Genomic DNA, 24,491 nt, shown 5'->3' with positions numbered 1-24,491 from the left:
CCCCGAAGGCCACCCGTACCAGCGAGCCAAAGGACAGAATGACCTCCACGTTCGACACCCGCGACCACGCCGACGCTCCGCGCCGCCTCGACGGTCTGCGGGCGGAAGCCCTCATGGACGAGGACCTCGCGGCCATCGACGAGGACCTCGGCCACCACTACGACGGCGACCAGTACGACCGCAGCGAGCGAGCCGCCCTGCGCCGTGTCGCCGGCCTCTCCACCGAACTCGAAGACGTCACCGAGGTCGAGTACCGCCAGCTCCGCCTGGAGCGCGTGGTGCTCGTCGGCGTCTGGACGGACGGCACGCTGGAGGAGGCGGAGAACTCGATGGCCGAGCTCGCCGCGCTCGCCGAGACGGCCGGCTCCCAGGTGCTGGACGGCGTCATCCAGCGCCGCGACAAGCCCGACGCGGCCACCTACATCGGCTCCGGCAAGGCGAAGGAACTGCGCGACATCGTCGCCGCCAGCGGCGCCGACACCGTCGTCTGCGACGGTGAGCTCACCCCCGGCCAGCTGATCCACCTGGAGGACGTGGTCAAGGTCAAGGTCGTCGACCGGACGGCCCTGATCCTGGACATCTTCGCCCAGCACGCCAAGTCCCGGGAGGGCAAGGCGCAGGTCTCGCTCGCGCAGATGCAGTACATGCTGCCGCGCCTGCGCGGCTGGGGCCAGTCGCTGTCCCGGCAGATGGGCGGCGGTGGCTCCGGCACCTCGGGCGGCGGCATGGCCACCCGTGGTCCCGGTGAGACCAAGATCGAGACCGACCGGCGCCGGATCCGCGAGAAGATGGCGAAGCTCCGCAAGGAGATCGCCGACATGAAGAAGGGCCGCGACACCAAGCGCCAGGAGCGCAAGCGCCACCAGGTGCCGTCCGTGGCCATCGCCGGGTACACCAACGCCGGCAAGTCCTCGCTGCTCAACCGGCTCACCGGTGCGGGCGTCCTGGTGGAGAACTCGCTGTTCGCCACCCTGGACCCGACCGTGCGCCGGGCCGAGACCCCCAGCGGGCGGCTCTACACCCTGGCGGACACCGTCGGCTTCGTCCGGCACCTGCCGCACCACCTGGTCGAGGCCTTCCGCTCGACCATGGAGGAGGTCGCCGACGCCGACCTCATCCTGCACGTGGTGGACGGCTCGCACCCCGAGCCGGAGACGCAGCTGGCCGCCGTCCGCGAGGTCATCGTCTCGGTCGACGCGCAGAACGTGCCGGAGATCGTGGTGATCAACAAGGCGGACGCCGCCGACCCGCACGTGCTCCAGCGCCTGCTGCGCCGCGAGCCGCACGCCATCGTGGTGTCGGCCCGCAGCGGCGCGGGGATCGAGGAGCTGCTGCAGCTCATCGACGACGAGCTGCCGCGTCCGGCGGTCGAGGTGCGGGCCCTGGTGCCCTACACCCAGGGCGCACTGGTCTCCCGGGTGCACGCCGAGGGGGAGCTGATCTCCGCCGAGCACACCGGCGAGGGCACCCTGCTGCACGCCAAGGTGCAGGCCGAGCTGGCCGCCGAGCTGGAGTACTTCGCGGTGGCCCTGCAGGGCTGAGGCCGGAGCCGACGGAGGGCCCCGGGACGGTTCGCCGTCCCGGGGCCCTTCCCGTTGCCCCCGCAGGGGCTACCGGATGTTCTTGGCGAAGTAGTCGAAGGCCTGCTTCGCCTGGTCGTGCAGGGAGGGTCCGGCCTGGTAGCCGGCCGGGTTGCGGTTGCCGACCGCGCCGACGCTGATCAGGTTGGGCTTGCCGTCCCTGATGACGAACCAGCCGCCGCCGGAGGCGCCGGCCGTCATGGAGCAGCCGATCACGTACATCGGTGGGCGGGTCCGGTCGAAGGAGAGCCTCCCGGGCGCGGCCGGGGAGTCGCAGTGTTCGAGCTCCAGGCCGTCGAACGGCCGCTCGGCCGGGTAGCCGTAGGCGGCGGCCGCGGTGATCTGCTCGCGCGGGGCGTTGAACCAGATCGGCACCGAGCCGCCGACCGTCTCCTCCAGGGACCTGCCGGAGCCGTCCTCGCCGCGCACCCGCAGCACGCCGTAGTCGTACTGGTTGCGGGCACCGACGCCGCTCTCCTGGCGCCAGGTCGGCGAGACCAGCGCGCGCACCGCCGTCCACCGGCCGTACGGGGCGGCCTGCTGGTCCGGGTTCGGCTTGCCGTGGACCATCCGGCCGTCCCGGTTGAAGGCGGGGACGAAGACCAGGTTCTTCAACCAGCCGCCGCCCTTGCCGTCGTGCAGGCAGTGCGCGGCGGTGTAGACGAGGTTGCTGCGGCCGGGGTTGACCGGGTCGGAGACCACGGTGGCGGAGCAGGCCGCGTCGCCCTGCGGCGTGGTCATGAAGAGCCGGCCGACCACCGCGCCGGCCTGGGCGTACGGGTGCGGCAGCGGCTGGGCCGGGACGGCGGCCGGCGGGGCGTCCTGTTCGACACCGGCCGCCGCGGGGGCGGTCAGGGAGTACTCCGGGGTGGGCCGGGGCTTGGCGGTGTCCATCCGGGCGGCCGTCCAGAAGCCGGGCGCCGCGTCGCCGGCGAAGGCGCTGTCGGCGACGTAGCGGTCCCAGTCCTCCACCTTCCAGCCGGTCAGGTCGCCCAGGCTGGTGGGCGCGGAGCGGGGCAGGGCGAGGGGCGCGGTGGCGGGCCGGGCCGGGCCGTCCGGGCCGCATCCGGCGGCGCCCAGCGCGAGCGCGGCGAGCAGCGCGGCGCCGGCCGTCGCGGCCCGGCGCCGCCGGCTGGTGGTTGTCGGCATGCTGGCTCGTCCCCCGTGCTGTGCTGGTGGTCCCGTACCGCCCCCCGCCGGCGGCTGCTTCCCTCGTACGGCTGCTACTTCTTGGAGATCCAGTCCAGTGCCTGCCGGGCGACCGCCTCCAGGTAGGGGCCGCTCAGCGAGGTGTGCTCCTGGGTGCCGATCGAGGTGTTGCTGACCAGGGCGGTCCTGCCGTCGGGCATGGTGGCGAACCAGCCGCCGCCACTGGCGCCCTGGGTCATGGTGCAGCCGATGGTCAGCATCGTCGGGCGCTTGGCGTCGAAGGAGAGCCGGGTCGGCTTGCCGCCGTCGCACTTGTACAGCTCCTGGCCGTCGAACGGCTTGACGAGCGGGTAGCCGACGGCCGAGACCTTGAGCTGGTCGCGCGGCGCGTCGAACCAGACCGGAACGGCCGAACCGACCGTCTCCTCCAGGGACTTGCCGGTGTCGTTCTGGTTGCGCACGCGCATCACCGCGAAGTCGTACTGGTTGGCGGCGTCGCCGCTGCCGCCGCCCTCGACCATCCACTGCGGCGAGGCGGTGACCTGGTCGGCCCACCAGGTGCCCAGCGGGGCCAGCTCGGACAGCGGGGCCCGCTTGCCGCCGCTGGAGGCGCCCGAGTTGTTGTAGGCGGGCACGAAGACCAGGTCCTTGAAGAAGTTCCCGCCCTTGCCCTCGTGCACGCAGTGGCCGGCCGTCCAGACCAGGTTGCTCTTTCCCGGGTGCTGCGGGTCGGTGATCACCGTCGCCGAGCAGTTGCCGCGGCCGCCCTGGGCGGAGAAGAACACCTTTCCGGAGGGCTGCTTCGTGTACGGGCGGGGCATCGCCAGGGCCTTGACCACCGGGGGCTCGGGGTCGGTCACGCCGTCGTCGGTGGACGGCGCGGGGGTGGCGGGGGCGGGCTTGGCGGCGGGCGGGGCCGGCTCGGCGGGCTTGGAGTCGCCCATCTTGTCCGGGTCCCAGAAGTCCTTCACCACCGGGTTGTTGAAGACGTGCTTGGACGCCCACTTGTCCCAGTCCTCGAACTTCCACTTCTTCAGGTCGTCCCAGCTCCTGGGCAGTCCCTCCAGCAGGCTGGTCGGCAGCCCGGACGGGAGGGTGATTCCGCCGATCGCCCCGCCCGCGCCCGCGGCCTGGGCCGCCGCGGAGGAGGGCGGCGGCGCGGGGCTGGTCCCGCCGCCCGCCGGGCCGTCGGGCCCGCAGGCGCTCACGGCGAGCAGGGTGCCCGCGGCCAGGGCGGCGGCCAGGGCTGACCGGTGGATCGTTGGCATCTGTGCGCTTCCCCCTGTGCTCGGGCGGTGGGTGCTGGGCGGTGCCGGGTCGCCGAGTGGTCCCGGCTCGCCGGACGGTGCCGCGGCGGGCGGCCGCACACCGGGGCGGTGGGTGCCCGGCCGGTTCGCGGTGCGGCGGTCCGCCGTTCTGGAGTCTTCCATCGCGCAGAAGGACGGCGGTGCCCGCCCCCCGGGTTGCGCTGCCGGCCGGAGGTCACCGATCCGTGATCCGGGCCCGGCCGGTGCACCGGCCCAGCAGGGCATCCGGCCCCGGATGTACACAATCGCCGATTCTCACCCGGACGAGTGAGCGCTCCTTGTGATCACCCGTCATGGATAGGTAACCCTTACCTGACGCGACGGTGCGAGTGCCCGCCGATCCCCTCCACCACAGTGCGCGTCCGCACCCCCACGCGCCCCAAGGAGCAGCCTTGAGCACCGCCCTCACCGGAGCCCCGCCCGTACCGCCGCCCACCGTGGCACGGGCCTTCGGACACGACCTGCTGCTGCACCCCGACCCGGCCGTCGCCGCCGAACAGGCCGGGCTGGAGGCCCTGCTGCGCTGCTGGACGCGGGAGACCGGAGCCCGGCCCGGCCCGGACGGCCGACTGCGGATCGCCGTCCTCGGCGGGGCCGCCCGGCTCACCGCCCCGGTCCGCTACTGGTCGCCCGGCGGCTGGCACCGCTTCGGCCCCGCCACCCTCGCGGCCGGCGAGGGCGGCGCCGAGGCCCCGGTGGACGCCGTCACCGCCGCCGCGCTGCTCGCCGCCGCGGCCGCCGAACGGCCCGACCCCGGGCAGGTCGCCGACCTCGCCGGCCGGGTCGCCGACTCGGTCGTGCGCACCGCCGAGATCCTCGCCCACCGCCGCACCGCCGCCGTGCCCGGCGGGCCGGAGCGCTCGCACTTCCTCGCCGCCGAACAGTCCCTGCTGCTCGGCCACCCGCTGCACCCCACCCCCAAGAGCCGCGACGGCCTCGGCCCCGCCCAGAGCGCCGCCTACTCGCCCGAACTGCACGGCTCCTTCCAACTGCACTGGTACGCGGTGGACCGCGAACTGCTCGCGGCCGGCTCCGCCGTCGCCGAGAGCGCCGAGCAGCTCACCGCCGGCCTGCTCGACGGCGGCCCGGCGCTGCCGCCCGGCACCGCCGCCGTCCCGCTGCACCCCTGGCAGGCCCGCGAGCTCGCCCACCGCCCGGCCGTCGCCGCACTGCTCGCCGACGGGCTGCTGCACGACCTCGGCCCGGCCGGCGAGCCCTGGTACCCCACCTCCTCGGTGCGCACCGTCTACCGGCCCGGCACCCCGTGGATGCTCAAGCTCTCGCTCGGCCTGCGGATCACCAACTCCCGCCGGGAGAACCTGCGCAAGGAACTGCACCGCGGCCTGGAGATGCACCGGCTGCTGGAGAGCGGGCTGGCCGCCGAGTGGCGGGCCGCCCACCCCGGCTTCGACATCGTCCGCGACCCGGCCTGGATCGGCGTCGACCACCCCGACCTCGGCGACCCCAACGGCCTGGACACCGTGCTGCGCGCCCAGCCCTTCGCACCCACCGACCGCGTGCTGTGCGTCGCCGGGCTGGTCGCCGAACAACCGCTCGGCGGCGGCGACACCGTGCCCTCCCGGCTCGGCGACCTCCTGCGGGCGCTGGCCCTGCGCTGCGCCCGCCCGCTGCGGACGGTGGCCGCCGAATGGTTCCTGCGCTACCTGGACGCGGTCGTGCTGCCCATCCTCTGGCTGGACGGCCGGGGCGGCATCGCCCTGGAGGCGCACCAGCAGAACAGCCTCGTGCTGCTGGACGCCGAGGGCTGGCCGTGCGGCGGCCGCTACCGCGACAACCAGGGCTACTACTACCGGGAGAGCGCCGCCGGCGCGCTCGCCGCCCGGCTGCCCGGGCTCGGTACGGACAGCGACACCTTCCTGCCGGACGAGGTGATCGACCATCACTTCGCCTACTACCTCGGCATCAACCACGTGCTCGGCCTGATCGGCGCCTTCGGCTCCCAGCGGCTCGCCGACGAAACGGTGCTGCTGGCGGCGCTGCGCCGGTTCCTGGCCGGTCCGCGGGCCGCCGCCACCGGCTCGGCGCTGCCCGCCCTGCTGCTGGACGCGCCCACGCTGCCCTGCAAGGCCAACCTGCTCACCCGGATCAACGGCATGGACGAGCTGGTCGGCCCGGTCGCCAGCCAGTCCGTGTACGTGGACATCCCCAACCCGGTGGCGGGCGCCTGATGCCGTACGAGCTGCCCGGGCGGGCACCGGTGCCCGCCCCGGCGGGCGAGTTCCGGCTCGGTCCGGTGCCCACCCCGGCGGGCGAGTTCCGGCTCGGCCCGGTGCTGCTGCCCGCCGACCTGGCGCTGCTCACCGGCTGGATGAACGACCCGGAGGTCGACGCCTTCTGGGAGCTCGCCGGGCCGCCGGAGGTCACCGAACGGCACGTCCGGGCCCAGCAGGACGGCGACGGCCGGAGCCTGCCCTGCCTCGGCCTGCTCGACGGCGAGCCGATGAGCTACTGGGAGGTCTACCGCGCCGACCTCGACCCGCTCGCCGCGCACTACCCCGCCCGGCCGTACGACACCGGCGTGCACCTGCTGCTCGGCCCCGCCGCCAGCCGCGGCCGAGGGCTGGGCGCCGTCCTCCTCGCCGCCTTCGCAGAATTGATTCTTCGTGGGAATCCGCGCTGCGAACGGGTGGTGGCCGAGCCGGACGTCCGCAACCGGCGGTCCGTCCGGGCCTTCGAACGGGCCGGATTCCGAGCCGCCGCCGAACTCGACCTGCCCGGCAAGCGCGCCGCCCTGATGGTCCGCGACCGGGCCGACGGGCCCGCCGCGCAGGCCCAACTCCCCGCCTAGGAAACCCCTGTGGACACCTCGACACCCCCCGCGTACGACCTGCTCGGCGTCGGCATCGGCCCGTTCAACCTCTCCCTCGCCGCGCTCGCCGAGCCCGTCCCCGGCCTGCGCACGCTCTTCTGCGACCAGCGCCCGGAGTTCCGCTGGCACCACGGGATGCTGGTGGACGGGGCCCGGATGCAGGTGCCGTTCCTCGCCGACCTGGTCTCCCTGGTCGACCCGACCAGCCCGTGGTCCTTCCTCAACTACCTGCGCGACCAGGACCGGCTCTTCCCGTTCTACTTCGCCGAGCGCTTCCAGCTCCCGCGCCGCGAGTACGACCACTACTGCCGCTGGGCCGCCGAACGGCTGGCCGGCTGCCGCTTCGGCACCGAGGTCACCGCCCTGCACTGGGACGCGCCCTGGTACCGCGCCGAGCTGACCGACACCGCGACCGGCCGGCGCTCCGAGGTCAGGGCCCGCAACCTCGCCCTCGGCGTCGGCACCCGGCCGGTCCTCCCCGAGGCCTTCGCCGCGCTGGCCGGACACCCGCGCGCCTTCCACTCCGCCGAGTACCTGGACCGCCGCGCCGACCTGGCCGGCGCCCGGGACATCACCGTGATCGGCAGCGGACAGTCCGGCGCCGAGGTCTTCCTCGACCTGCTCCGGCGCCACGAGGGCGACGGCGTCCGGCTGCGCTGGCTCACCCGCACCAGGGCGCTCGCCCCCATGGAGTACTCCAAGCTCGGCCTGGAGCACTTCACCCCCGACTACACCCGCTACTTCCACGGCCTGCCCGGCCCCGTCCGGGACGCGCTGGTCGCCGCCCAGTGGCAGCTCCACAAGGCCGCCAGCACCGAGACCCTCGCCGAGATCCACGACCACCTCTACGAGCGCACCATCGGCCGCCCGATCGACACCGCCCCGGTCGAGATCACCCCCGGCACCGCCGTCACCGCCGCCCGACCGGGCCCCTGCGGCGGCCTCGAACTGCACTGCCGGCACACCGACTCCGGCGCCGAGCACCTGCTGCGCACCGACGCCCTGGTGCTCGCCACCGGCTACCGGGCGGCCCGCCCGGCCGCCCTCGAACCGCTCGCCGAGCTGATCGACTGGGACGAGGCCGGGCGCTACCGGGTCGACCTGGACCACCGGGTCGCCACCCGCCCCGAACTCACCGGCGGGCTGTATGTCCAGAACGCCGAACTGCACACCCACGGCGTCGGCACCCCCGACCTCGGACTCGGCGCCCACCGGGCCGCCGTGATCCTCAACGCCGTCACCGGGCGCACCGTCCACCGGCTGCCCGACCGCACCGCCTGGACCGGCTTCGCACCGCCCGTACCCGCCCCCGACCCCGCGTCCCACCACCGGACCCCCGTCGTCCCCCGCCCCCAGGAGTTGACCCGTGCCGCAACCGTCGGCCGCTGAACCGCCGCTCCACCTGCCCCCGCACCTCACCGCCGGGCACTGGCAGCGGGCCGGCCGCGCCCTGCTGGCCAAGATGCTGGGCGAGTTCGCCTACGAGGACCTGCTCCGGCCCGTCCCCGGCGAGGCGCCCGGCGAGTACCGGCTGGAGCTGCCCGAGGCCGAGTACCGCTTCACCGCCCGGCGCGGCGCCTACGACAGCTGGCAGGTCGACCCCGAGTCCGTCCGCTGCACCCGCCCGGACGGCCTGGACCCGCTGCGCTTCCTCCCGTACGCCCGGCAGACCCTCGGCATGCGCGGCGAGACCACCGGCCACCTGATCCGCGAGCTCTGCGCCACCCTGACCGCCGACGCCCGCCAGCTCGCCACCGCGCTGACCGCCGCCGAACTCGCCGACCTCGACCACGCCGCCCTGGAGGGCCGGCAGACCGGCCACCCCTGGATCGTGCCCAACAAGGGCCGGATCGGCTTCTCCGGCACCGACGCCGCCCGCTGGGCCCCGGAGGCCCGCAGCCCCCGCCCGCTGCCCTGGATCGCCGTCCACCGCCGGCTCGCCGAGTACCGCGGGGTGCCCGGCCTGGAACGGCCCGAGCAGCTGTACGCCCGCGAGCTGGACGACGTCGACGCGCTGCGCGCCGCGCTCGGCCCGGACGCCGGGGACTACCTGCTGCTGCCCGTCCACCCCTGGCAGTGGGACGAGACGATCCTGCCGCTGTTCGCCCCCTGGATCGCCTCCGGCGAGATCGTCCCGCTGCCCTCGGACGGCGACCCACGGCTGCCCCAGCAGTCCATCCGCTCCTTCTTCAACACCGCCCACCCCGAGCGCTGCACCGTCAAGCTGCCGCTGTCCGTCCTGAACACCCTGGTCTGGCGCGGCCTGCCGGTCGAGCGCACGCTGGCCGCGCCCGCCGTCACCGCCTGGCTGCTCGGGCTGCGCGACGCCGACCCGTACCTGCGCGACGAGTGCCGGGTGATCCTGCTCGGCGAGATCGCCTCCGTCACCGTCGACCACCCGCTCTACCGCGAGCTGCCCGAGGCTCCGTACCAGTACAAGGAGCTGCTCGGCGCGATCTGGCGCCAGCCGCTCGGCCCCTTCCTGGACGGCGGCGAGCGGGCCCGCACCCTGGCCGCGCTGCTGCAGACCGGCTCCGACGGGCGGGCGCTCGCCGCCGAGCTGATCGACCGCTCCGGCCTGCTCCCCGGCGACTGGACCGCCCGGCTGTTCGCCGCGACGATGCCGCCGCTGCTGCACTTCCTCTACCGCTACGGGCTGGTCTTCTCCCCGCACGGCGAGAACGCGATCGTGGTCTTCGACCCGTCCGACGTGCCGGTCCGGCTCGCGGTCAAGGACTTCGTGGACGACGTCAACCTCAGCGCGCAGAGCCTGCCCGAACTGCACGCGCTGCCCGCCGAGGTCGCCGAGGTGCTGCTGCGGGAGAGCCCGCAGGGACTCTGCCAGTTCATCCACTCCGGGCTCTTCATCGGCGTCTTCCGCTACCTCGCCCCGCTGCTGGAGGCGCAGACCGGACTGCCCGAGACCGAGTTCTGGGCGCTGCTGCGTGCCGAGGTGCTGCGCTACCAGGACCGCTTCCCCGAGCTGGGCGAGCGCTTCGAGCTGTTCGACCTGTTCCGCCCCCGGATCGACCGGCTCTGCCTCAACCGCAACCGGCTGCTGCTGGACGGCTACCAGGACCGCCCGCACCGCCCGCACGCCGCCCGGCACGGGACCGTGCCGAACGCGCTGGTCGCGGTGGACGTGCGACTGCCCGGGCAACGGGACCGGATTGTCACCCCCGCCCCGTAGGGTGGGAGGGTCATGACGAACGACTCCGAATCCCAGCCCGCGACGGCCCTCGGCGACGAGGCCGAGGAAGCCGTCGCCGTCCCGCGCTCGCGGATCCCCGAACTGCTGCACGCCGCGGTGGCGGCCGTCGGCGGCGCGGAGCGCCCCGGTCAGGTCCGGATGGCCGAGGCCGTCGCCGACGCCGTCGACCACGGCGAGCACCTGCTCGTCCAGGCCGGCACCGGCACCGGGAAGTCCCTGGCCTATCTGGTGCCCGCACTCGCCCACGGCGACCGCGTGGTCGTCGCCACGGCCACCCTGGCGCTGCAACGCCAGCTGGTGGAACGGGACTTGCCGCGCACCGTCGAGGCGCTGCACCCCGTGCTGCGCCGCCGGCCGCTGTTCGCGATGCTCAAGGGCCGCTCCAACTACCTGTGCCTGCACCGGGCCAACGAGGGCACCCCGAGCGACGAGGGCGAGGGCCTCTTCGACCCGGTGGACGCGCTCGGCGGGCCCACCGGGAAGCTCGGCAAGGACGTGCTGCGGCTGCGCGACTGGGCCGACGAGACGGACACCGGGGACCGCGACGACCTCAGCCCCGGCGTCTCCGACAAGGCCTGGGCCCAGCTGTCGGTCACCTCCAAGGAGTGCCTGGGCGCCACCCGCTGCCCGTACGGGCAGGAGTGCTTCGCGGAGAAGGCGCGGGAGCGGGCCAAGCTGGCGGACGTCGTGGTCACCAACCACGCGATGCTCGCGATCGACGCGATCGAGGGCGCGCCGGTGCTGCCCGAGCACGGGCTGCTGATCGTGGACGAGGCGCACGAACTGGTCAACCGGGTCACCGGCGCGGCCACCGCCGAGCTGACCGTCGGGGCGGTCAACCGGGCGGTCAAGCGGGCCGCGCGGCTGGCCAACGAGAAGGCGGTCGACGCGCTCCAGGCCGCCGCCGAGAACTACCACGGCCTGATGGAGACCGCTCAGCCCGGCCGGGTCGAGGAACTGCCCGAGTACCTGGCGTACGCGGTCACCGCGATCCGGGACGCCTCCCGCCAGGTGATCAGCTCGCTCGGCGAGACCAGGGACAAGGGGCTCAGCGACGAGGACGCCGTCCGCAAGCAGGCGATGGCCTCGGCCGAGGCGCTGCACGAGACGGCCGAGCGGCTGCTGGAGGACTCCGAGTACGACGTGGTCTGGATCGAGCGCAGCGACCGCTACGGGCTGGGCACCGCCTCGCTGCGGGTCGCCCCGCTGAGCGTCTCCGGGCTGCTGCGCGAGGGGCTGTACAAGGAGCGCTCGGTCGTCCTCACCTCGGCCACGCTCAAGCTCGGCGGGGACTTCAACGGCGTCGCCGCCTCCGTCGGCCTGCCCTCCGAGACGCGGCTGCCGGACGTCCGCACCGCCGGGGACAACCCGGAGCCCGGCCCGGCCTTCGGCGAGGACGCGGTGCCGCACTGGCGCGGGATCGACGTCGGCTCGCCGTTCAAGTACCCGAAGCAGGGCATCCTGTACGTCGCCAAGCACCTCGCCGACCCCGGGCGCGATCCCGAACGGCCGGACATGCTGGACGAGTTGGCCGAGCTGATCGGTGCGGCCGGCGGGCGGACGCTGGGGCTGTTCTCCTCGATGCGGGGCGCCCAGACGGCCGCCGAGGCGATGCGCGAGCGGCTGGACCAGCGCGTCCTGCTGCAGGGCGAGGACACCCTGGGCGAGCTGATCCGGGAGTTCGCCTCGGACGCCACCACCTGCCTGTTCGGCACGCTCTCGCTCTGGCAGGGCGTGGACGTGCCCGGCTCGGCCTGCCAGCTGGTCGTGATGGACCGGATCCCGTTCCCCCGGCCGGACGACCCGCTGATGAGCGCCCGCCAGAAGGACGTCGAGCAGCGCGGCGGGAACGGCTTCATGGCCGTCGCGGCGACGCACGCGGCGCTGCTGATGGCGCAGGGCGCGGGCCGGCTGGTGCGCGCGGCCGACGACCGGGGCGTGGTCGCGGTGCTGGACCCGCGGGTGGAGACCAAGCGGTACGGGAGCTTCTTCCGGTCCTCGATGCCCGAGTTCTGGTACACCACGGACCGCAACCAGGTGCGCCGCTCGCTGGCGGCGATCGACGCCTCGGCGGCGCCGGTGCGGCCGGTGGTGAAGCGGGGCTGAGGGCCCCGGCCCTCGGGCCCCGGCGTTCCGGGCCCAGGGGGCCGTGGGTTGCCGGGCCCGGGGGCCGGGGGTTGCCGGGCCGCAATGCCGGAGGGGCTCCCCGCACGAGCGGTGGAGCCCCTTCCCGGTGCCGTCGGTCGCGGCACGGGAGCTCAGAGGCGGCGCAGGACCGCGACGACCTTGCCCAGGATGGTCGCGTTGTCGCCGTTGATCGGCTCGTACGCCGAGTTGTGCGGCATCAGCCAGATCCGGCCGTCCTCGCGCTTGAGCCGCTTGACGGTGGCCTCGCCGTCGATCATCGCGGCCACGATGTCGCCGTTCTCGGCGACCGGCTGGCGGCGCACGGTGACCCAGTCGCCGTCGCAGATGGCGGCCTCGATCATCGAGTCGCCGCGCACGGTGAGCGCGAACAGCTCGCCCTCGCCGACCAGCTGGCGGGGCAGCGGGAAGACGTCCTCGACCGTCTGCTCGGCCAGGATCGGCCCGCCGGCGGCGATCCGGCCGACCAGCGGGACGTAGGAGGTGGACGGGCGGCCGGCCGTCTCGGCGGTGTTCGGGCGGGCCACCTCGACGCCGCGGACCTCGTAGGCGCGCGGGCGGTGCGGGTCCCGGCGCAGGAAGCCCTTGCGTTCCAGGGCCATCAGCTGGTGGGCCACCGAGGAGGTGCTGGACAGGCCCACGGCCTGGCCGATCTCGCGCATGGACGGCGGGTAGCCGCGGCGCTGGACGGAATCCCGGATGACCTCGATCACCCGGCGCTGGCGCTCGGTGAGACCGGCCTCGTCGGTGCGGATCCCGGGGGGGCGGCCGGGCATCGCGCGGGCGGGGGCGGGATGGCCGTCGTCCAGGGTGGCGGAGTGTTCGATCGGCTGGTCCGGAACGCGGGCCGTTCCGGACAGGGCCGCGCCGGGGAGACGGTGGTCTTCGCTACGGTCCATGCTGATGTCCAGACCCTGTTGATTCGTGGTGCGCTGCCCCACCTTGAACTGGGAGTGTTCCTGCACCGGGATGGTGTTGCTTTCGATCGTGTTCACGGCGGCCCCTCTCGACGGCTGTCCTCTCCCCTTTTCCAGCCCAACGCGCCTCCTATCGAAAGGTTGCGCCAAACACACGTTCGAGTGAATTATTCGGGAGTTGACTGACTCGATCAAGGCTTTGTTGTACATCGAGTAAATGTTCGAGCAGAACTCGACTCCGGCAGTCTAATCGGCGCCGTCGCGGCATCGACACGCCATGGTGCTCACCTCCCCCGGACTCCTAGATGTAGTGGCTACAGTCATCATCCGTGCCCAGTACTAGTGGTCACCCCGCATGATCGGCTTGCCCAGGCCGGGGGCACATCGCATAGACTCAAGAGGTCCGAACGTTCTGCCAGGGAGGGATCCCGAGGTGCACTGCCCCTTCTGCCGGCACTCCGACAGCCGTGTTGTCGACAGCCGGACCACCGAGGACGGCAGCTGCATCCGCCGCCGTCGGCAGTGCCCGGACTGCGGCCGCCGCTTCACCACGGTGGAGACGGCCGCGCTGATGGTCATCAAGCGCAGCGGCGTCACCGAGCCGTTCTCCCGGCAGAAGGTCATCACCGGCGTCCGCAAGGCCTGCCAGGGCCGCCCGGTCACCGAGGACGCGCTGGCCCAGCTCGGGCAGCGGGTCGAGGAGTGCGTGCGCGCCAGCGGCAGCGCCGAGCTGACCACCCACGACGTGGGGCTGGCCATACTCGGCCCGCTCAAGGAGCTCGACGTGGTCGCCTACCTGCGCTTCGCCTCCGTGTACCAGGCGTACGACGGACTTGAGGACTTCGAGGCCGCCATCGCGGAACTCCGCGTCGAACGGCCCCGCGCCCCCGAGACGGACGACACCCCCGTGTCCGTCTCCGCCGCCGCGCCCTAGCGGGCGCCGGCACCGGGCCCCGGGCGGGCCCCGTCGCACCACCATGGCCCCGCGGGGCCCACGCGTGCCCGAAAACGGGGCACAGAACACTACAAACCGTGCGTAAGCAGGCAAGGTCTCCGCCTGCCCGCACACCGGAAGAACGAACCAGCAGTGCCCGGACTTTTCAGGGCACTTCGGGCGTTTGCCCAGGAGGAGGAGCGAGAAGTGACAGACACCACGAGCGGTTCGGCGCGCGGGTCGAAGTCCGAGAAGGCCGCGGTCAAGGGCGCCAAGGCCCCGAAGGGCGGCCTCCCGATGGAGCGCATCTACACCACTCCTGGCGTGCACCCGTACGACGAGGTCCGCTGGGAGCGGCGTGACGTCGTCATGACCAACTGGCGCGACGGCTCGATCAACTTCGAGCAGCGCGGCGTCGAGTTCCCCGACTTCTGGTCGGTCAACGCCGTCAACATCGTCACGTCCAAGTACTTCCGCGGCGCCGTCGGCACCCCGCAGCGCGAGTGGAGCCTGAAGCAGATCATCGACCGCGTGGTGCTCACCTACCGCGCCGCCGGTGAGAAGCACGGCTACTTCGCCACCAAGGACGACGCCGAGATCTTCGAGCACGAGCTGACGCACGCCCTCCTCCACCAGGTGTTCAGCTTCAACTCGCCGGTCTGGTTCAACGTCGGCACCAAGCAGCCCCAGCAGGTCAGCGCCTGCTTCATCCTGTCCGTCGACGACTCCATGGAGTCGATCCTCGACTGGTACAAGGAAGAGGGCATGATCTTCAAGGGCGGCTCCGGCGCCGGCCTCAACCTCTCCCGGATCCGCTCCTCCAAGGAACTGCTCTCCTCCGGCGGCAACGCCTCCGGCCCGGTCTCCTTCATGCGCGGCGCCGACGCCTCGGCCGGCACCATCAAGTCCGGCGGCGCCACCCGCCGCGCGGCCAAGATGGTCGTCCTCGACGTGGACCACCCGGACGTCGAGGCCTTCATCGAGACCAAGGTGAAGGAGGAGGAGAAGATCCGCGCCCTGCGCGACGCGGGCTTCGACATGGACCTCGGCGGGGACGACATCACCTCCGTCCAGTACCAGAACGCCAACAACTCGGTCCGCGTCAACGACGAATTCATGACCGCCGTCGAGAACGGCACCGAATTCGGCCTGCGCGCCCGGATGACCGGCGAGGTCATCGAGACCGTCGACGCGAAGAAGCTGTTCCGCAAGATGGCCGAGGCCGCCTGGGCCTGCGCCGACCCCGGAATCCAGTACGACACCACCATCAACCACTGGCACACCTGCCCGGAGTCCGGCCGCATCAACGCGTCCAACCCCTGCTCCGAGTACATGCACCTGGACAACTCCAGCTGCAACCTCGCCTCGCTGAACCTGATGAAGTTCCTGCGCGACGACGACTCGTTCGACGCGGCGGCCTTCGCCAAGGTCGTCGAGCTGGTCATCACCGCGATGGACATCTCCATCTGCTTCGCGGACTTCCCCACCGAGAAGATCGGCGAGACCACCCGCGCCTACCGCCAGCTCGGCATCGGCTACGCCAACCTCGGCGCCCTGCTGATGGCCACCGGCCACGCCTACGACAGCGAGGGCGGCCGCGCCCTGGCCGGCGCCATCACCTCGCTGATGACCGGCACCGCCTACCGCCGCGGCGCCGAACTCGCCGGTGTGGTCGGCCCGTACGACGGCTACGCCCGCAACGCGGCCCCGCACCAGCAGGTCATGAAGCAGCACGCCGACGCCTCGCTGGACGCCGTCTCCCACGACGACCTGGACGCCCCGGTCTGGCTGGCCGCCAACAAGACCTGGCAGGACGTGCTGCGCGTCGGTGCGCAGAACGGCTTCCGCAACGCCCAGGCCTCGGTGCTCGCCCCGACCGGCACCATCGGCCTGATGATGGACTGCGACACCACCGGCGTCGAGCCCGACCTGGCCCTGGTCAAGTTCAAGAAGCTGGTCGGCGGCGGCTCGATGCAGATCGTCAACGGCACCGTCCCGCGCGCCCTCAAGCGCCTCGGCTACCAGGACGAGCAGATCGAGGCGGTCGTCGCCCACATCGCCGAGCACGGCAACGTGGTGGACGCGCCCGGCCTGAAGGCCGAGCACTACGAGGTGTTCGACTGCGCGATGGGCGAGCGCTCCATCTCGCCGATGGGCCACGTGCGGATGATGGCCGCGATCCAGCCCTGGATTTCCGGCGCCATCTCCAAGACCGTGAACATGCCGGCCGCCGCGACCGTCGAGGACGTCGAGGAGATCTACTTCGAGGCGTGGAAGATGGGCGTCAAGGCGCTCGCCATCTACCGCGAAAACTCGAAGGTCGGCCAGCCGCTCTCGGCCAAGAAGAAGGACTCCGAGGAGAAGTCGGCGCAGGCCGAGGCTCCCGCGGTGGTCGAGAAGGTGGTCGAGTACCGCCCGGTCCGCAAGCGTCTGCCCAAGGGCCGCCCGGGCATCACCACCTCCTTCACGGTCGGTGGCGCCGAGGGCTACATGACCGCCAACTCCTACCCGGACGACGGTCTGGGCGAGGTCTTCCTGAAGATGTCCAAGCAGGGCTCGACCCTCGCGGGCATGATGGACGCCTTCTCCATCGCCGTCTCGGTCGGCCTCCAGTACGGCGTGCCGCTGGAGACCTACGTCTCCAAGTTCACCAACATGCGCTTCGAGCCGGCCGGCCTGACCGACGACCCGGACGTGCGGATGGCGCAGTCGATCGTCGACTACATCTTCCGCCGCCTGGCACTCGACTTCCTGCCGTTCGAGACCCGCTCGGCGCTCGGCATCCACTCCGTCGAGGAGCGCCAGCGCCACCTGGAGACGGGCTCGTACGAGCCGCTGGAGGCCGAGGAGCTCGACACCGAGTCGCTCGCCCAGTCCGCCCCGGTCGCCGCCAGGCCGGCCGTGGTCCCGGCCCCGGCCGTCGAGGCGCCCAGGACGGCCCCGAAGCAGGCCCACAACTCCACGGAGCTGATGGAGATCCAGCTCGGCCTCAACGCCGACGCCCCGCTCTGCTTCTCCTGCGGCACCAAGATGCGCCGCGCCGGCAGCTGCTACCTCTGCGAGGGCTGCGGCTCCACCAGCGGCTGCAGCTGATCACGCTCGAGCCCGGTTTCACCCGATGAGGTGAAAACCTGAGGCGGGGCGAGGACTTCACGGTCCTCGCCCCGCCTTTTTCGTGTTCCCGGGAATGCCGATGTCACGTTCGGGGGTGGTGTCCGGTCCACAGGGGGTGACGGGTTCTGCCGAGAAGGAGTGGTGCGGTGATGGGAACGGTGCTGGTGACCGGGGCGACGGGGACGCTCGGGCGGGAGGTGGTGCGGCTGCTGGTGGCGCGCGGGGCGGCGGTGCGGGGGCTGAGCCGGCGGGCGCGGGCCGGGGGCGACGGGGTCGAGTGGGCGGTCGGCGACCTGGTGAGCGGCGCCGGGATCGCCGAGGCGATGGCCGGGGTCGAGGTGGTGGTGGACTGCGCGACCACGCAGAAGAAGGAGGACCTGGCCGGGGTCCGGACGCTGGTGGCGCGGGCCCGGGAGGCCGGGGTGCGGCACCTGGTGTACGTGTCGATCGTCGGGATCGACCGGGTGCCGATCTCGTACTACAACACGAAGCTCGCCTGTGAGCGGGTGGTGCGGGAGTCGGGGCTGGGCTGGACGGTGCTGCGGGTGACGCAGTTCCACGACCTGGTACTCAGGTTCTTCGACGCCTCCGTGAAGCTGCCGGTCTTCCCGGTGCTGAGCGGGACGGCGTGCCAGCCGGTGGACGTGCGGGAGGTGGCGGCGGCGGTCGCGGACCTGGTGGGGGAGGAGCCGGCCGGCTTCGCGCCGGAGGTGGGCGGCCCGCAGGTGCGTTCGTACCGGGAGCTGGCCGAGGCCTACCTGCGGGCGGCGGGCAGGCGCCGACTGCTGCTGACGCTGCGCGTGCCGGGTGCGGCCGGCCGCGGGTTTCGGGCGGGCGGCAACCTGACGCCGGACCGGGCGGTGGGCCGGGGGACCTTCGAGGAGGCGCTGGAACGGCGGTTCGGCCGCCGCTGAGTTCGGCGGCGGCCGACAGGGGCTGTCCTTCGGGGTGTGAACCGTGGCACGCGGGTGGGCGTCGGCGGTGTCGCAGTGTGGTGTGGACGGTGTGAAAGCAGGAGATTGGCCGTCAACTGGCCACTTGAGGCCTATGTCTGAATCGATATGATCGGCCGAAAGCGTGAACCGATCAGACGCCCGGAGACGTTTCATAACGTCGCCGGGCGGTCCGGTATGCGCCCGACCCAGCTGTCGGCGGCCGCGACCGTCGCCGACCCGCCGCCCGCGCCGCCGCCCGCCGACGTTGCCGAGGACCGCACCGATGAGAGAAGCCACCAGCCCCGACGGCCGATCGCGCCGACGGCCCGCGCCGCGCACCGTCGCCCTGACCGCGGCCGCCGTGCTGCTGGCGCTGGTCGCCGCGCCGGTCGGCGTCGTCCGGGCGTTCGGCGCGCACCAGCCGCTCACCGCCCTCGCGGTGGTTGCCGTCACGGTGCTCTGGCTGATCGCCGTCGGCCTCGCCTCGACCGGTGCGGAGCGCGCCCGCGGGCTGACCGAGGAGCTGGCCGCTCAGCACGAGGAGACCCGGGCCGCGCTGGTCGCCGCGGGCACGGCCCGGCAGGCCGAGACGGCCGCCGCCGACCGCGCCGCCGCCGCGCTCGCCGAGCGGGACGCCGCCCGCGCCGAGCAGTCCCGCGCCGAGGCGGACGCCACCACCGCGCACACCGAACTGGCCCGGCTGCGGGCCGAACTCGACGCCGAGCGGGCCGGGGCGCAGACGGAGCGGACCCGGGCCGAGTCGGAACGCGCCGAACTGGCCCGGATCGTCGAGGGCGTGCTGCCCGAGGTGGTGGCGAAGCTGCGGGCCGGCGCCGCCGTGGACAGCGCGCTGGCCGTCCACCGCAAGCACCCCCAGTACGCGCTGCTGCGCGCCGTCGGCGAGGAGATCGGCCGCGGCGAGCGGCTGCGGGCAGCCGCCCTGGCCGTCTGCGCGACCGCCGCCGGGCGGGTCCAGGCGCTGGCCACGAGCATGCACGCCGAGCTGCGCGAGATGCAGCACCGGCACGACGAGGAGGTCCTCGGCGACCTGCTGAGCCTGGACCACTCGACCGCCCAGGCGGGCCGGATGGCCGACAGCATCGCGGTGCTCACCGGCGCCCGCTCGGGCCGCCGCTGGGCCAAGCCGATCGCGGTGGAGTCGGTGTTGCGCGGCGCGCTCGGCCGGATCGGCGCCTACCAGCGGGTGCGGCTGCACAACGCCAGCACCGCCGCGGTCGCCGGGTACGCGGCCGAGGGCGTGATGCACGCGCTGGCCGAACTGCTGGACAACGCCACCAACTTCTCCGCCCCACCGGCCGAGGTGCACGTCTACGTCGAGGAGGTGCCGGCCGGGCTGGTGGTCACCGTCGAGGACAGCGGGCTGGGGCTGAGCGACAGCTGGCTGCGCCGGGCCGAGCGGGCCGTCTGCGCCGAGCCGCTGGACCTCACCACGCTCTCCGCCGGTACCCGGCTGGGGCTCGCGGTGGTCGGCGTGCTGGCGCGCAAGCACGGGCTGCAGATCTCCTTCCGGCCGTCGGCGCGCGGCGGCACCGGCGTGGTGATGCTGATCCCGCCGCGGCTCGTCACGCACCCGGTGCCGACCGCCGCCCCGGCGCCCGTCCAGGCGTTCGTCCCGGCACAGACGCCGCCCGTGGAGACCGCGCGCCCCGCGCTCACCTCGGCGCGTCCCGCGCCCGCCTCCCTGCCTCCGGCGCCCGCCTCCCTGCCTCCGGCGCCCGCCTCCCCGCCTTCGGCGTCCGCCTCCCTGCCTCCGGCGTCCGCCTCCCTGCCTCCGGCGCCCGCCTCCCTGCCTCCGGCGCCCGCCTCCCCGCCTTCGGCGTCCGCCTCCCTGCCTCCGGCGCCCTCCGCGCAGCGGACCCCGGCCGGGACGCCGACCGCCACCGGGACGCAGACGTCCACCGCGCCCGCCCTGCCGGCCGCGCCCGCCCGGATGACCGACAGCGGCCTGCCGCAGCGCCGGCGCGGGCAGACGCTGGCGACCAGCGCCCCCGCGACGGCCCGGACCGCGAAGGCCATGAGCACCGACGCGGTCGGCGCGGCCGCCCGGTTCGGCGCGTTCCGCCGGGCCGCCGCCCGTCCCGCGGGGGCCGAGCAGCCCTCCGCCGGGGCGCCGACCACGGATCCCGACACCCTGCCCGACGCTTCCCCCGTCACCGAGAAGGACACCTGATGAGCAGTGCCACCGACCGCGACCTCGACTGGCTGTTGGAGAACCTGCTGGCGGCGACCCCCGGCACCCGGCACGCCCTGGTCCTCTCCGCCGACGGCCTCAAGCTCTGCCACACCGCTGGGCTGAGCACCGACCAGGCCGACCAGCTGGCCGCCATCGCCTCCGGCCTGCAGAGCCTGGCGCACGGCGCCTCCATCGAGTTCGGCGACGGCAGCGGCGGCGTGCGGCAGTCGATGACCGAGTTCCACGGCGGCATCCTGTGCATCGTGGCGGCCGGTGAGGGCGCGCACCTCGCGGTGGTCACGGACGACGACGCGGACGTCGGCGTGGTCGGCCACAACATGCACGGCCTGATCGAGCAGATCGGGGTCCACCTCAGCGCGCCCGCCCGGGAGGCGGAGGGCGAGGCCGCCGCGCAAGAGAGCGTCGGCATATGACTGCCGGGCCGGCGCTGCCGGGCCGTGACGACGACCCGGACCGCCTCTACACCATCACCCGGGGCCGCAGCCGGGCGCCGGAGAACGCCTTCGACCTGGTCACCCTGATCGTCGCCGAGCGGCAGCCGGCGCCCGGGATGCAGTCGGAGCACGTCCGGATCCTGCGGATGTGCGAGGCCCCGACCGCCGTCGTGGAGGTGGCGGCGGAGCTGGCGCTGCCCGTCTCGGTGGTGAAGATCCTGCTCGGCGACCTGCTGGAGTCCGGGGCGGTCACCGCCCGCCACCCCCGGTTCGCGCCGAACAAGGCCCGGCTGCCCGACCTCGACACGCTGAAGCAGGTGCTGCATGGCCTCCAACGGCTCTGATGCGTGGGACGCCGCTGCCGCTGCCGCTGCCGGCGTCCGGCCCGCCGGCGCGCGCACCCCGCTGCGGGCGACGGCCGACAACGCGCTGAAGATCGTCGTGGTCGGCGGCTTCGGGGTGGGCAAGACCACCCTGGTCGGCTCGGTCAGCGAGATCCGCCCGCTGAACACCGAAGAGGTGATGACCAGGGCGGGCGAGGGCATCGACCCGGCCGGCGCCTGGGGCAAGCGCTCCACCACGGTCGCCTTCGACTTCGGCCGGATCACCCTCTCCGAGCGCCAGGTGCTGTACCTGTTCGGCGCGCCCGGCCAGGAGCGCTTCTGGTTCCTCTGGGACCGGCTGTTCAGCGGCGCCCTGGGCGCGGTCGTCCTGGTGGACACCCGGCGGCTGGAGGACTCCTGGTACGCGATCGACCGGCTGGAGCACCACGGCACGCCGTTCATCGTGGCCCGCAACAACTTCGGCGAGCCCGGCCACACCCTGGAGCAGGTCCGCGAGGCGCTGGACCTGCCGGCCGGGGTACCGCTGGTGGACTGCGACGCGCGCGACCGCGAGTCCGGCAAGCAGGTGCTGATCGCCCTGGTCCACCACCTGGCCGTCCTGGCCGGGGCCGACGAGGGGGCCCTGACCGGCGGGGCCGCTCCGGCCGTTGCCGCCGGTGCCGTTGCCGCCGGGGCCGAGGAGCCCGCCCAGGCAGGGTCCCGCACCGTGATCTACGAGGAGAGCACCCCGTGACCGAGCCCGCCGCCACCCCGCCCCCGGGCTGCCCGGCGCACGCCGGCGCCACGCCGCTGTACGGGCCGCGCTTCCAGACCGACCCGTCCCAGCTCTACCGCGAGCTGCGCGCCACGCACGGCCCGGTCGCCCCGGTCGAGCTGGCCGGCGGCGTGCCCGCCTGGCTGGTCATCGGCTACCGCGAGCTCCAGCAGGTGACCGGCCGGCCGCAGCTGTTCGGCCGCGACTCCAGCCGCTGGCACGCCTGGGAGACGCTGCCCGCCGACTGGCCGCTGAAGCCGATGATGGCGCCCGTGCCGTCGATCCTCTACGCCGAGGGCGAGGAGCACGTCCGGCGTTCGCGCGCGGTCACCGACGCGCTGGCCGGGATCGACCCGTACGAGCTGCGCAAGCACGCCGAGGAGATCGCCGACCGGCTGATCGACGAGTTCGCCGGGCGCGGCGAGGCCGATCTGGTCGCCGAGTACGCGCACCGGATGCCGCTGCTGGTGCTGTGCCGGGTGCTCGGCCTGGACGAGGAGCAGGCGCCGCAGCTGATCGCGGCTCTGCTGGCGATGCTGGACGGCGGCCCGGACGCGCCGGCCGGCGCCCAGCGGCTGTTGGAGCTGATGTTCGCGCTGGTCGAGGAGAAGGCGGAGTACCCGGGCGCCGACGTCGCCTCGCGGATGCTGGCGCACCCGGCCGGGCTGACCCACGACGAGGTGATGCGCGACCTGCGGGTGCTGCTGATCGCCGGCCACCAGCCGAGCTCGTACTGGATCTCCAACGCGCTGCGGCTGATGCTCACCGACGAGCGGTTCGCCGCCTCGCTGGCCGGCGGCCGGCGCAGCATCAGCCAGGCGTTGAACGAGGCGCTGTGGGAGGACACCCCGACCCAGATCTTCGCCGGCCGCTGGGCGGTCCGTGACACCCAGCTGGGCGGCCAGCGGATCGCCGAGGGGGACATGGTCCTGCTGGGCTTCGCCGGGGCCAACGCCGATCCGGCGGTCCGGCAGGCGGACGGCCGCCCGGCGGAGGGGAACCGGGCGCACATGAGCTACTCGTACGGCGAGCACGGCTGCCCGTTCCCGGCGCAGGAGGCGGCCGAGGTGATCGCCGCCACCGCGATCGAGGTGCTGCTCGACCGGCTGCCGGACCTTCGGCTGGCGGTGGCCGAGCACGCGTTGGTGTGGCGGCCGTCGGCCTGGGTGCGGGGGCTGGTGGCGCTGCCGGTCTCGTTCACCCCGGGCCACCCGGCCTGATCATTCAACACCCGCCGTTCGAAAGAGAGTTGTCGATGACCGCTGCCCCGGCCCGAATCGTCCTCGACCCGCTGGCCCGTGACAACGCGGCCGAGGGCGCGCTGCTGCGGGCCGCCGGCCCGGCGGTGCCGGTCGAGCTGCCCGGTGGGGTCGCCGCCTGGGCGGTGACGCAGCACGCCGCCGCGCGCGACCTGCTGACCGACGCCCGGCTGGTGAAGGACGCCGCGCACTGGGCGGCGTACCAGCGCGGCGAGGTGCCGAAGACCTGGCCGCTGATCGGTCTGGCGGTGCCCGGCCCGAGCATGGTGACCACGGACGGCGCCGAGCACCGCCGGCTGCGGGCGCTGGTCGCGCAGGCCTTCACCCCGCGCCGGGTGGAGCTGATGCGTCCGCGCGTCGAGGAGATCACCCACGCGCTGCTGGACGCCCTGGCGGCAGGCGAGCCGGTGGTGGACCTGAAGACGGCCTTCGCCTTCCCGCTGCCGATGACGGTGATCTGCTCGCTGCTGGGCGTTCCCGAGTCGGACCACGGCCTGTTGCGCGACCTGTACGAGCGGTTCTTCGGCATCAAGCCGAACCCGGAGGGCATCCAGGCGACCGTCGCCGCGCTGAACGCCTTCGTCAACGGTCTGGTGGCGCAGCGCCGTTCGGCTCCCGGCGAGGACCTGGCGAGTGTGCTGCTGGCGGCCGACACCGAGGGCGGGGCGCTGACCGACGCGGAGGCTGCGGCCACCCTGCGGGTGATCATCGCGGCCGGCCACGAGACCACGGTGAACCTGATCGGCAACGCGGTGCGGGCGCTGCTGACCCACCCGGACCAGTTGGAGCTGGTGCGCTCGGGCCGGGTGTCCTGGGACGCGGTGGTGGAGGAGTCGCTCCGCTGGACGCCGCCGACCAGCAACTTCCTGTTCCGGTTCGCCGCGCAGGACATCCCGGTCGGCGAGGTGGAGATCCCGGCGGGTGAGCCGGTGCTGGTCTCGTACAACGCGATCGGCCGCGACCCGCTCCAGCACGGGGTGACGGCCGAGGTCTTCGACCTCACCCGGGACCCGGCCCGCCACCTGTCCTTCGGGCACGGCCCGCACGTCTGCCCGGGCTCCCCGCTGGCCCGGCTGGAGGCGGGGATCGCGCTGCCCGCGCTGTTCGAGCGCTTCCCGGGGCTGTCGCTCGCGGTGCCGGACGCCGAGCTGCGGCCGAGCCCCTCTCTGGTGGTGAACAGCCTGCGGGAGCTGCCGATCCGGTTGTTCTGACCTGACGTGTCGTCATGTCCTGGGCCTCGTCCGGATTTCCGGTCGGGGCCTTCGACTTCTGGTGGTGGCGGTCCGGGGACCGCCTGTCGCGGGTCACGGTCGGGACACCGGCTTGTGAAGGTCGAACGTGGACCTTGGCGAGGGGCGGCGGC

Annotated in this window: 18 protein-coding genes; 15 read left to right on the top strand and 3 right to left on the bottom strand. The window is 73.6% G+C overall.

Going from position 1 to position 24,491, the window contains the following annotated elements:
- Window positions 1-38: 38 nt before the first annotated feature.
- Window positions 39-1,541, top strand: coding sequence for a GTPase HflX (hflX, locus tag ACZ6EM_RS28285; RefSeq protein ID WP_401048534.1), 1,503 nt, complete (start codon window positions 39-41; stop codon window positions 1,539-1,541).
- Window positions 1,542-1,610: 69 nt separating this feature from the next.
- Here the strand turns inward: hflX and ACZ6EM_RS28280 are convergent, their stop codons facing one another.
- Window positions 1,611-2,729: a trypsin-like serine peptidase gene (locus tag ACZ6EM_RS28280; protein ID WP_465773537.1), complete on the bottom strand. Its 1,119-nt coding sequence runs from the start codon at window positions 2,727-2,729 to the stop codon at window positions 1,611-1,613.
- 74 nt (window positions 2,730-2,803) lie between these two features.
- Window positions 2,804-3,997: a trypsin-like serine peptidase gene (locus tag ACZ6EM_RS28275; protein ID WP_465773536.1), complete on the bottom strand. Its 1,194-nt coding sequence runs from the start codon at window positions 3,995-3,997 to the stop codon at window positions 2,804-2,806.
- Between the two features lie 368 nt (window positions 3,998-4,365).
- Here ACZ6EM_RS28275 and ACZ6EM_RS28270 point away from each other — a divergent pair, with 368 nt between their 5' ends.
- Genes ACZ6EM_RS28270 through ACZ6EM_RS28250 form a run of 5 tightly spaced genes read left to right on the top strand, consistent with a single transcriptional unit; the run spans window position 4,366 to window position 12,183 of the window.
- On the top strand, window positions 4,366-6,225 hold the full coding sequence (locus ACZ6EM_RS28270) for an IucA/IucC family protein (protein WP_401048538.1): 1,860 nt from the start codon (window positions 4,366-4,368) through the stop codon (window positions 6,223-6,225).
- Entirely contained in the window at window positions 6,117-6,845 is a 729-nt protein-coding gene (locus ACZ6EM_RS28265) for a GNAT family N-acetyltransferase (RefSeq protein WP_465773552.1), read from the top strand. Before ACZ6EM_RS28270 ends, ACZ6EM_RS28265 begins: the two co-directional genes overlap by 109 nt.
- A gap of 9 nt (window positions 6,846-6,854) precedes the next feature.
- A complete protein-coding gene (locus ACZ6EM_RS28260) occupies window positions 6,855-8,255 on the top strand; it encodes a lysine N(6)-hydroxylase/L-ornithine N(5)-oxygenase family protein (RefSeq protein ID WP_401048540.1) in 1,401 nt (466 codons plus the stop codon).
- A complete protein-coding gene (locus ACZ6EM_RS28255; protein WP_359907056.1) occupies window positions 8,233-10,056 on the top strand; it encodes an IucA/IucC family protein in 1,824 nt (607 codons plus the stop codon). Before ACZ6EM_RS28260 ends, ACZ6EM_RS28255 begins: the two co-directional genes overlap by 23 nt.
- A 12-nt stretch (window positions 10,057-10,068) precedes the next feature.
- Complete coding sequence (locus ACZ6EM_RS28250) at window positions 10,069-12,183, top strand: ATP-dependent DNA helicase (protein ID WP_401055405.1); 2,115 nt, start codon at window positions 10,069-10,071, stop codon at window positions 12,181-12,183.
- 152 nt (window positions 12,184-12,335) lie between these two features.
- Here the strand turns inward: ACZ6EM_RS28250 and lexA are convergent, their stop codons facing one another.
- On the bottom strand, window positions 12,336-12,998 hold the full coding sequence (gene lexA / locus ACZ6EM_RS28245) for a transcriptional repressor LexA (protein WP_359907136.1): 663 nt from the start codon (window positions 12,996-12,998) through the stop codon (window positions 12,336-12,338).
- Between the two features lie 574 nt (window positions 12,999-13,572).
- Here lexA and nrdR point away from each other — a divergent pair.
- From nrdR to ACZ6EM_RS28200, 9 genes are all read left to right on the top strand, one after another.
- Entirely contained in the window at window positions 13,573-14,073 is a 501-nt protein-coding gene (nrdR, locus tag ACZ6EM_RS28240; RefSeq protein ID WP_401055850.1) for a transcriptional regulator NrdR, read from the top strand.
- Window positions 14,074-14,280: 207 nt separating this feature from the next.
- On the top strand, window positions 14,281-17,166 hold the full coding sequence (locus tag ACZ6EM_RS28235; protein ID WP_401046360.1) for a vitamin B12-dependent ribonucleotide reductase: 2,886 nt from the start codon (window positions 14,281-14,283) through the stop codon (window positions 17,164-17,166).
- A 170-nt stretch (window positions 17,167-17,336) separates the two neighbouring features.
- Window positions 17,337-18,101 (top strand): SDR family oxidoreductase, encoded by a 765-nt coding sequence (locus ACZ6EM_RS28230; protein ID WP_465773551.1) that lies wholly within the window; start codon window positions 17,337-17,339, stop codon window positions 18,099-18,101.
- A gap of 304 nt (window positions 18,102-18,405) precedes the next feature.
- Entirely contained in the window at window positions 18,406-20,313 is a 1,908-nt protein-coding gene (locus ACZ6EM_RS28225) for a sensor histidine kinase (RefSeq protein ID WP_465773535.1), read from the top strand.
- Window positions 20,313-20,750: a roadblock/LC7 domain-containing protein gene (locus ACZ6EM_RS28220; protein ID WP_465773534.1), complete on the top strand. Its 438-nt coding sequence runs from the start codon at window positions 20,313-20,315 to the stop codon at window positions 20,748-20,750. The genes ACZ6EM_RS28225 and ACZ6EM_RS28220 overlap by 1 nt, the downstream gene beginning before the upstream one ends.
- Window positions 20,747-21,115 (top strand): DUF742 domain-containing protein, encoded by a 369-nt coding sequence (locus tag ACZ6EM_RS28215; protein ID WP_465773533.1) that lies wholly within the window; start codon window positions 20,747-20,749, stop codon window positions 21,113-21,115. The genes ACZ6EM_RS28220 and ACZ6EM_RS28215 overlap by 4 nt, the downstream gene beginning before the upstream one ends.
- Window positions 21,096-21,848, top strand: a complete 753-nt coding sequence (locus ACZ6EM_RS28210) for a GTP-binding protein (protein ID WP_465773532.1) — start codon at window positions 21,096-21,098, stop codon at window positions 21,846-21,848. The genes ACZ6EM_RS28215 and ACZ6EM_RS28210 overlap by 20 nt, the downstream gene beginning before the upstream one ends.
- Window positions 21,845-23,089, top strand: a complete 1,245-nt coding sequence (locus tag ACZ6EM_RS28205; RefSeq protein WP_452177373.1) for a cytochrome P450 — start codon at window positions 21,845-21,847, stop codon at window positions 23,087-23,089. The genes ACZ6EM_RS28210 and ACZ6EM_RS28205 overlap by 4 nt, the downstream gene beginning before the upstream one ends.
- A gap of 35 nt (window positions 23,090-23,124) precedes the next feature.
- On the top strand, window positions 23,125-24,339 hold the full coding sequence (locus ACZ6EM_RS28200; protein WP_465773531.1) for a cytochrome P450 family protein: 1,215 nt from the start codon (window positions 23,125-23,127) through the stop codon (window positions 24,337-24,339).
- Window positions 24,340-24,491 lie beyond the last annotated feature (152 nt).

Source organism: Kitasatospora sp. NPDC041917 (assembly GCF_055589745.1).
The sequence above is the reverse complement of the archived record's forward strand: the minus strand, read 5'-3'. Positions and strand labels throughout refer to the sequence as shown.

What these genes read in the sequence shown, in the direction of transcription:
- ACZ6EM_RS28280 (WP_465773537.1), bottom strand. Translation starts at nt 2,729, where the DNA reads ATGCCGACAACCACCAGCCGGCGGCGCCGGGCCGCGACGGCCGGCGCC.
- ACZ6EM_RS28250 (WP_401055405.1), top strand. Translation starts at nt 10,069, where the DNA reads ATGACGAACGACTCCGAATCCCAGCCCGCGACGGCCCTCGGCGACGAG.
- ACZ6EM_RS28225 (WP_465773535.1), top strand. Translation starts at nt 18,406, where the DNA reads ATGAGAGAAGCCACCAGCCCCGACGGCCGATCGCGCCGACGGCCCGCG.
- ACZ6EM_RS28230 (WP_465773551.1), top strand. Translation starts at nt 17,337, where the DNA reads ATGGGAACGGTGCTGGTGACCGGGGCGACGGGGACGCTCGGGCGGGAG.
- ACZ6EM_RS28210 (WP_465773532.1), top strand. Translation starts at nt 21,096, where the DNA reads ATGGCCTCCAACGGCTCTGATGCGTGGGACGCCGCTGCCGCTGCCGCT.
- hflX (WP_401048534.1), top strand. Translation starts at nt 39, where the DNA reads ATGACCTCCACGTTCGACACCCGCGACCACGCCGACGCTCCGCGCCGC.
- ACZ6EM_RS28275 (WP_465773536.1), bottom strand. Translation starts at nt 3,997, where the DNA reads ATGCCAACGATCCACCGGTCAGCCCTGGCCGCCGCCCTGGCCGCGGGC.
- ACZ6EM_RS28200 (WP_465773531.1), top strand. Translation starts at nt 23,125, where the DNA reads ATGACCGCTGCCCCGGCCCGAATCGTCCTCGACCCGCTGGCCCGTGAC.
- ACZ6EM_RS28220 (WP_465773534.1), top strand. Translation starts at nt 20,313, where the DNA reads ATGAGCAGTGCCACCGACCGCGACCTCGACTGGCTGTTGGAGAACCTG.
- ACZ6EM_RS28215 (WP_465773533.1), top strand. Translation starts at nt 20,747, where the DNA reads ATGACTGCCGGGCCGGCGCTGCCGGGCCGTGACGACGACCCGGACCGC.
- lexA (WP_359907136.1), bottom strand. Translation starts at nt 12,998, where the DNA reads ATGCCCGGCCGCCCCCCCGGGATCCGCACCGACGAGGCCGGTCTCACC.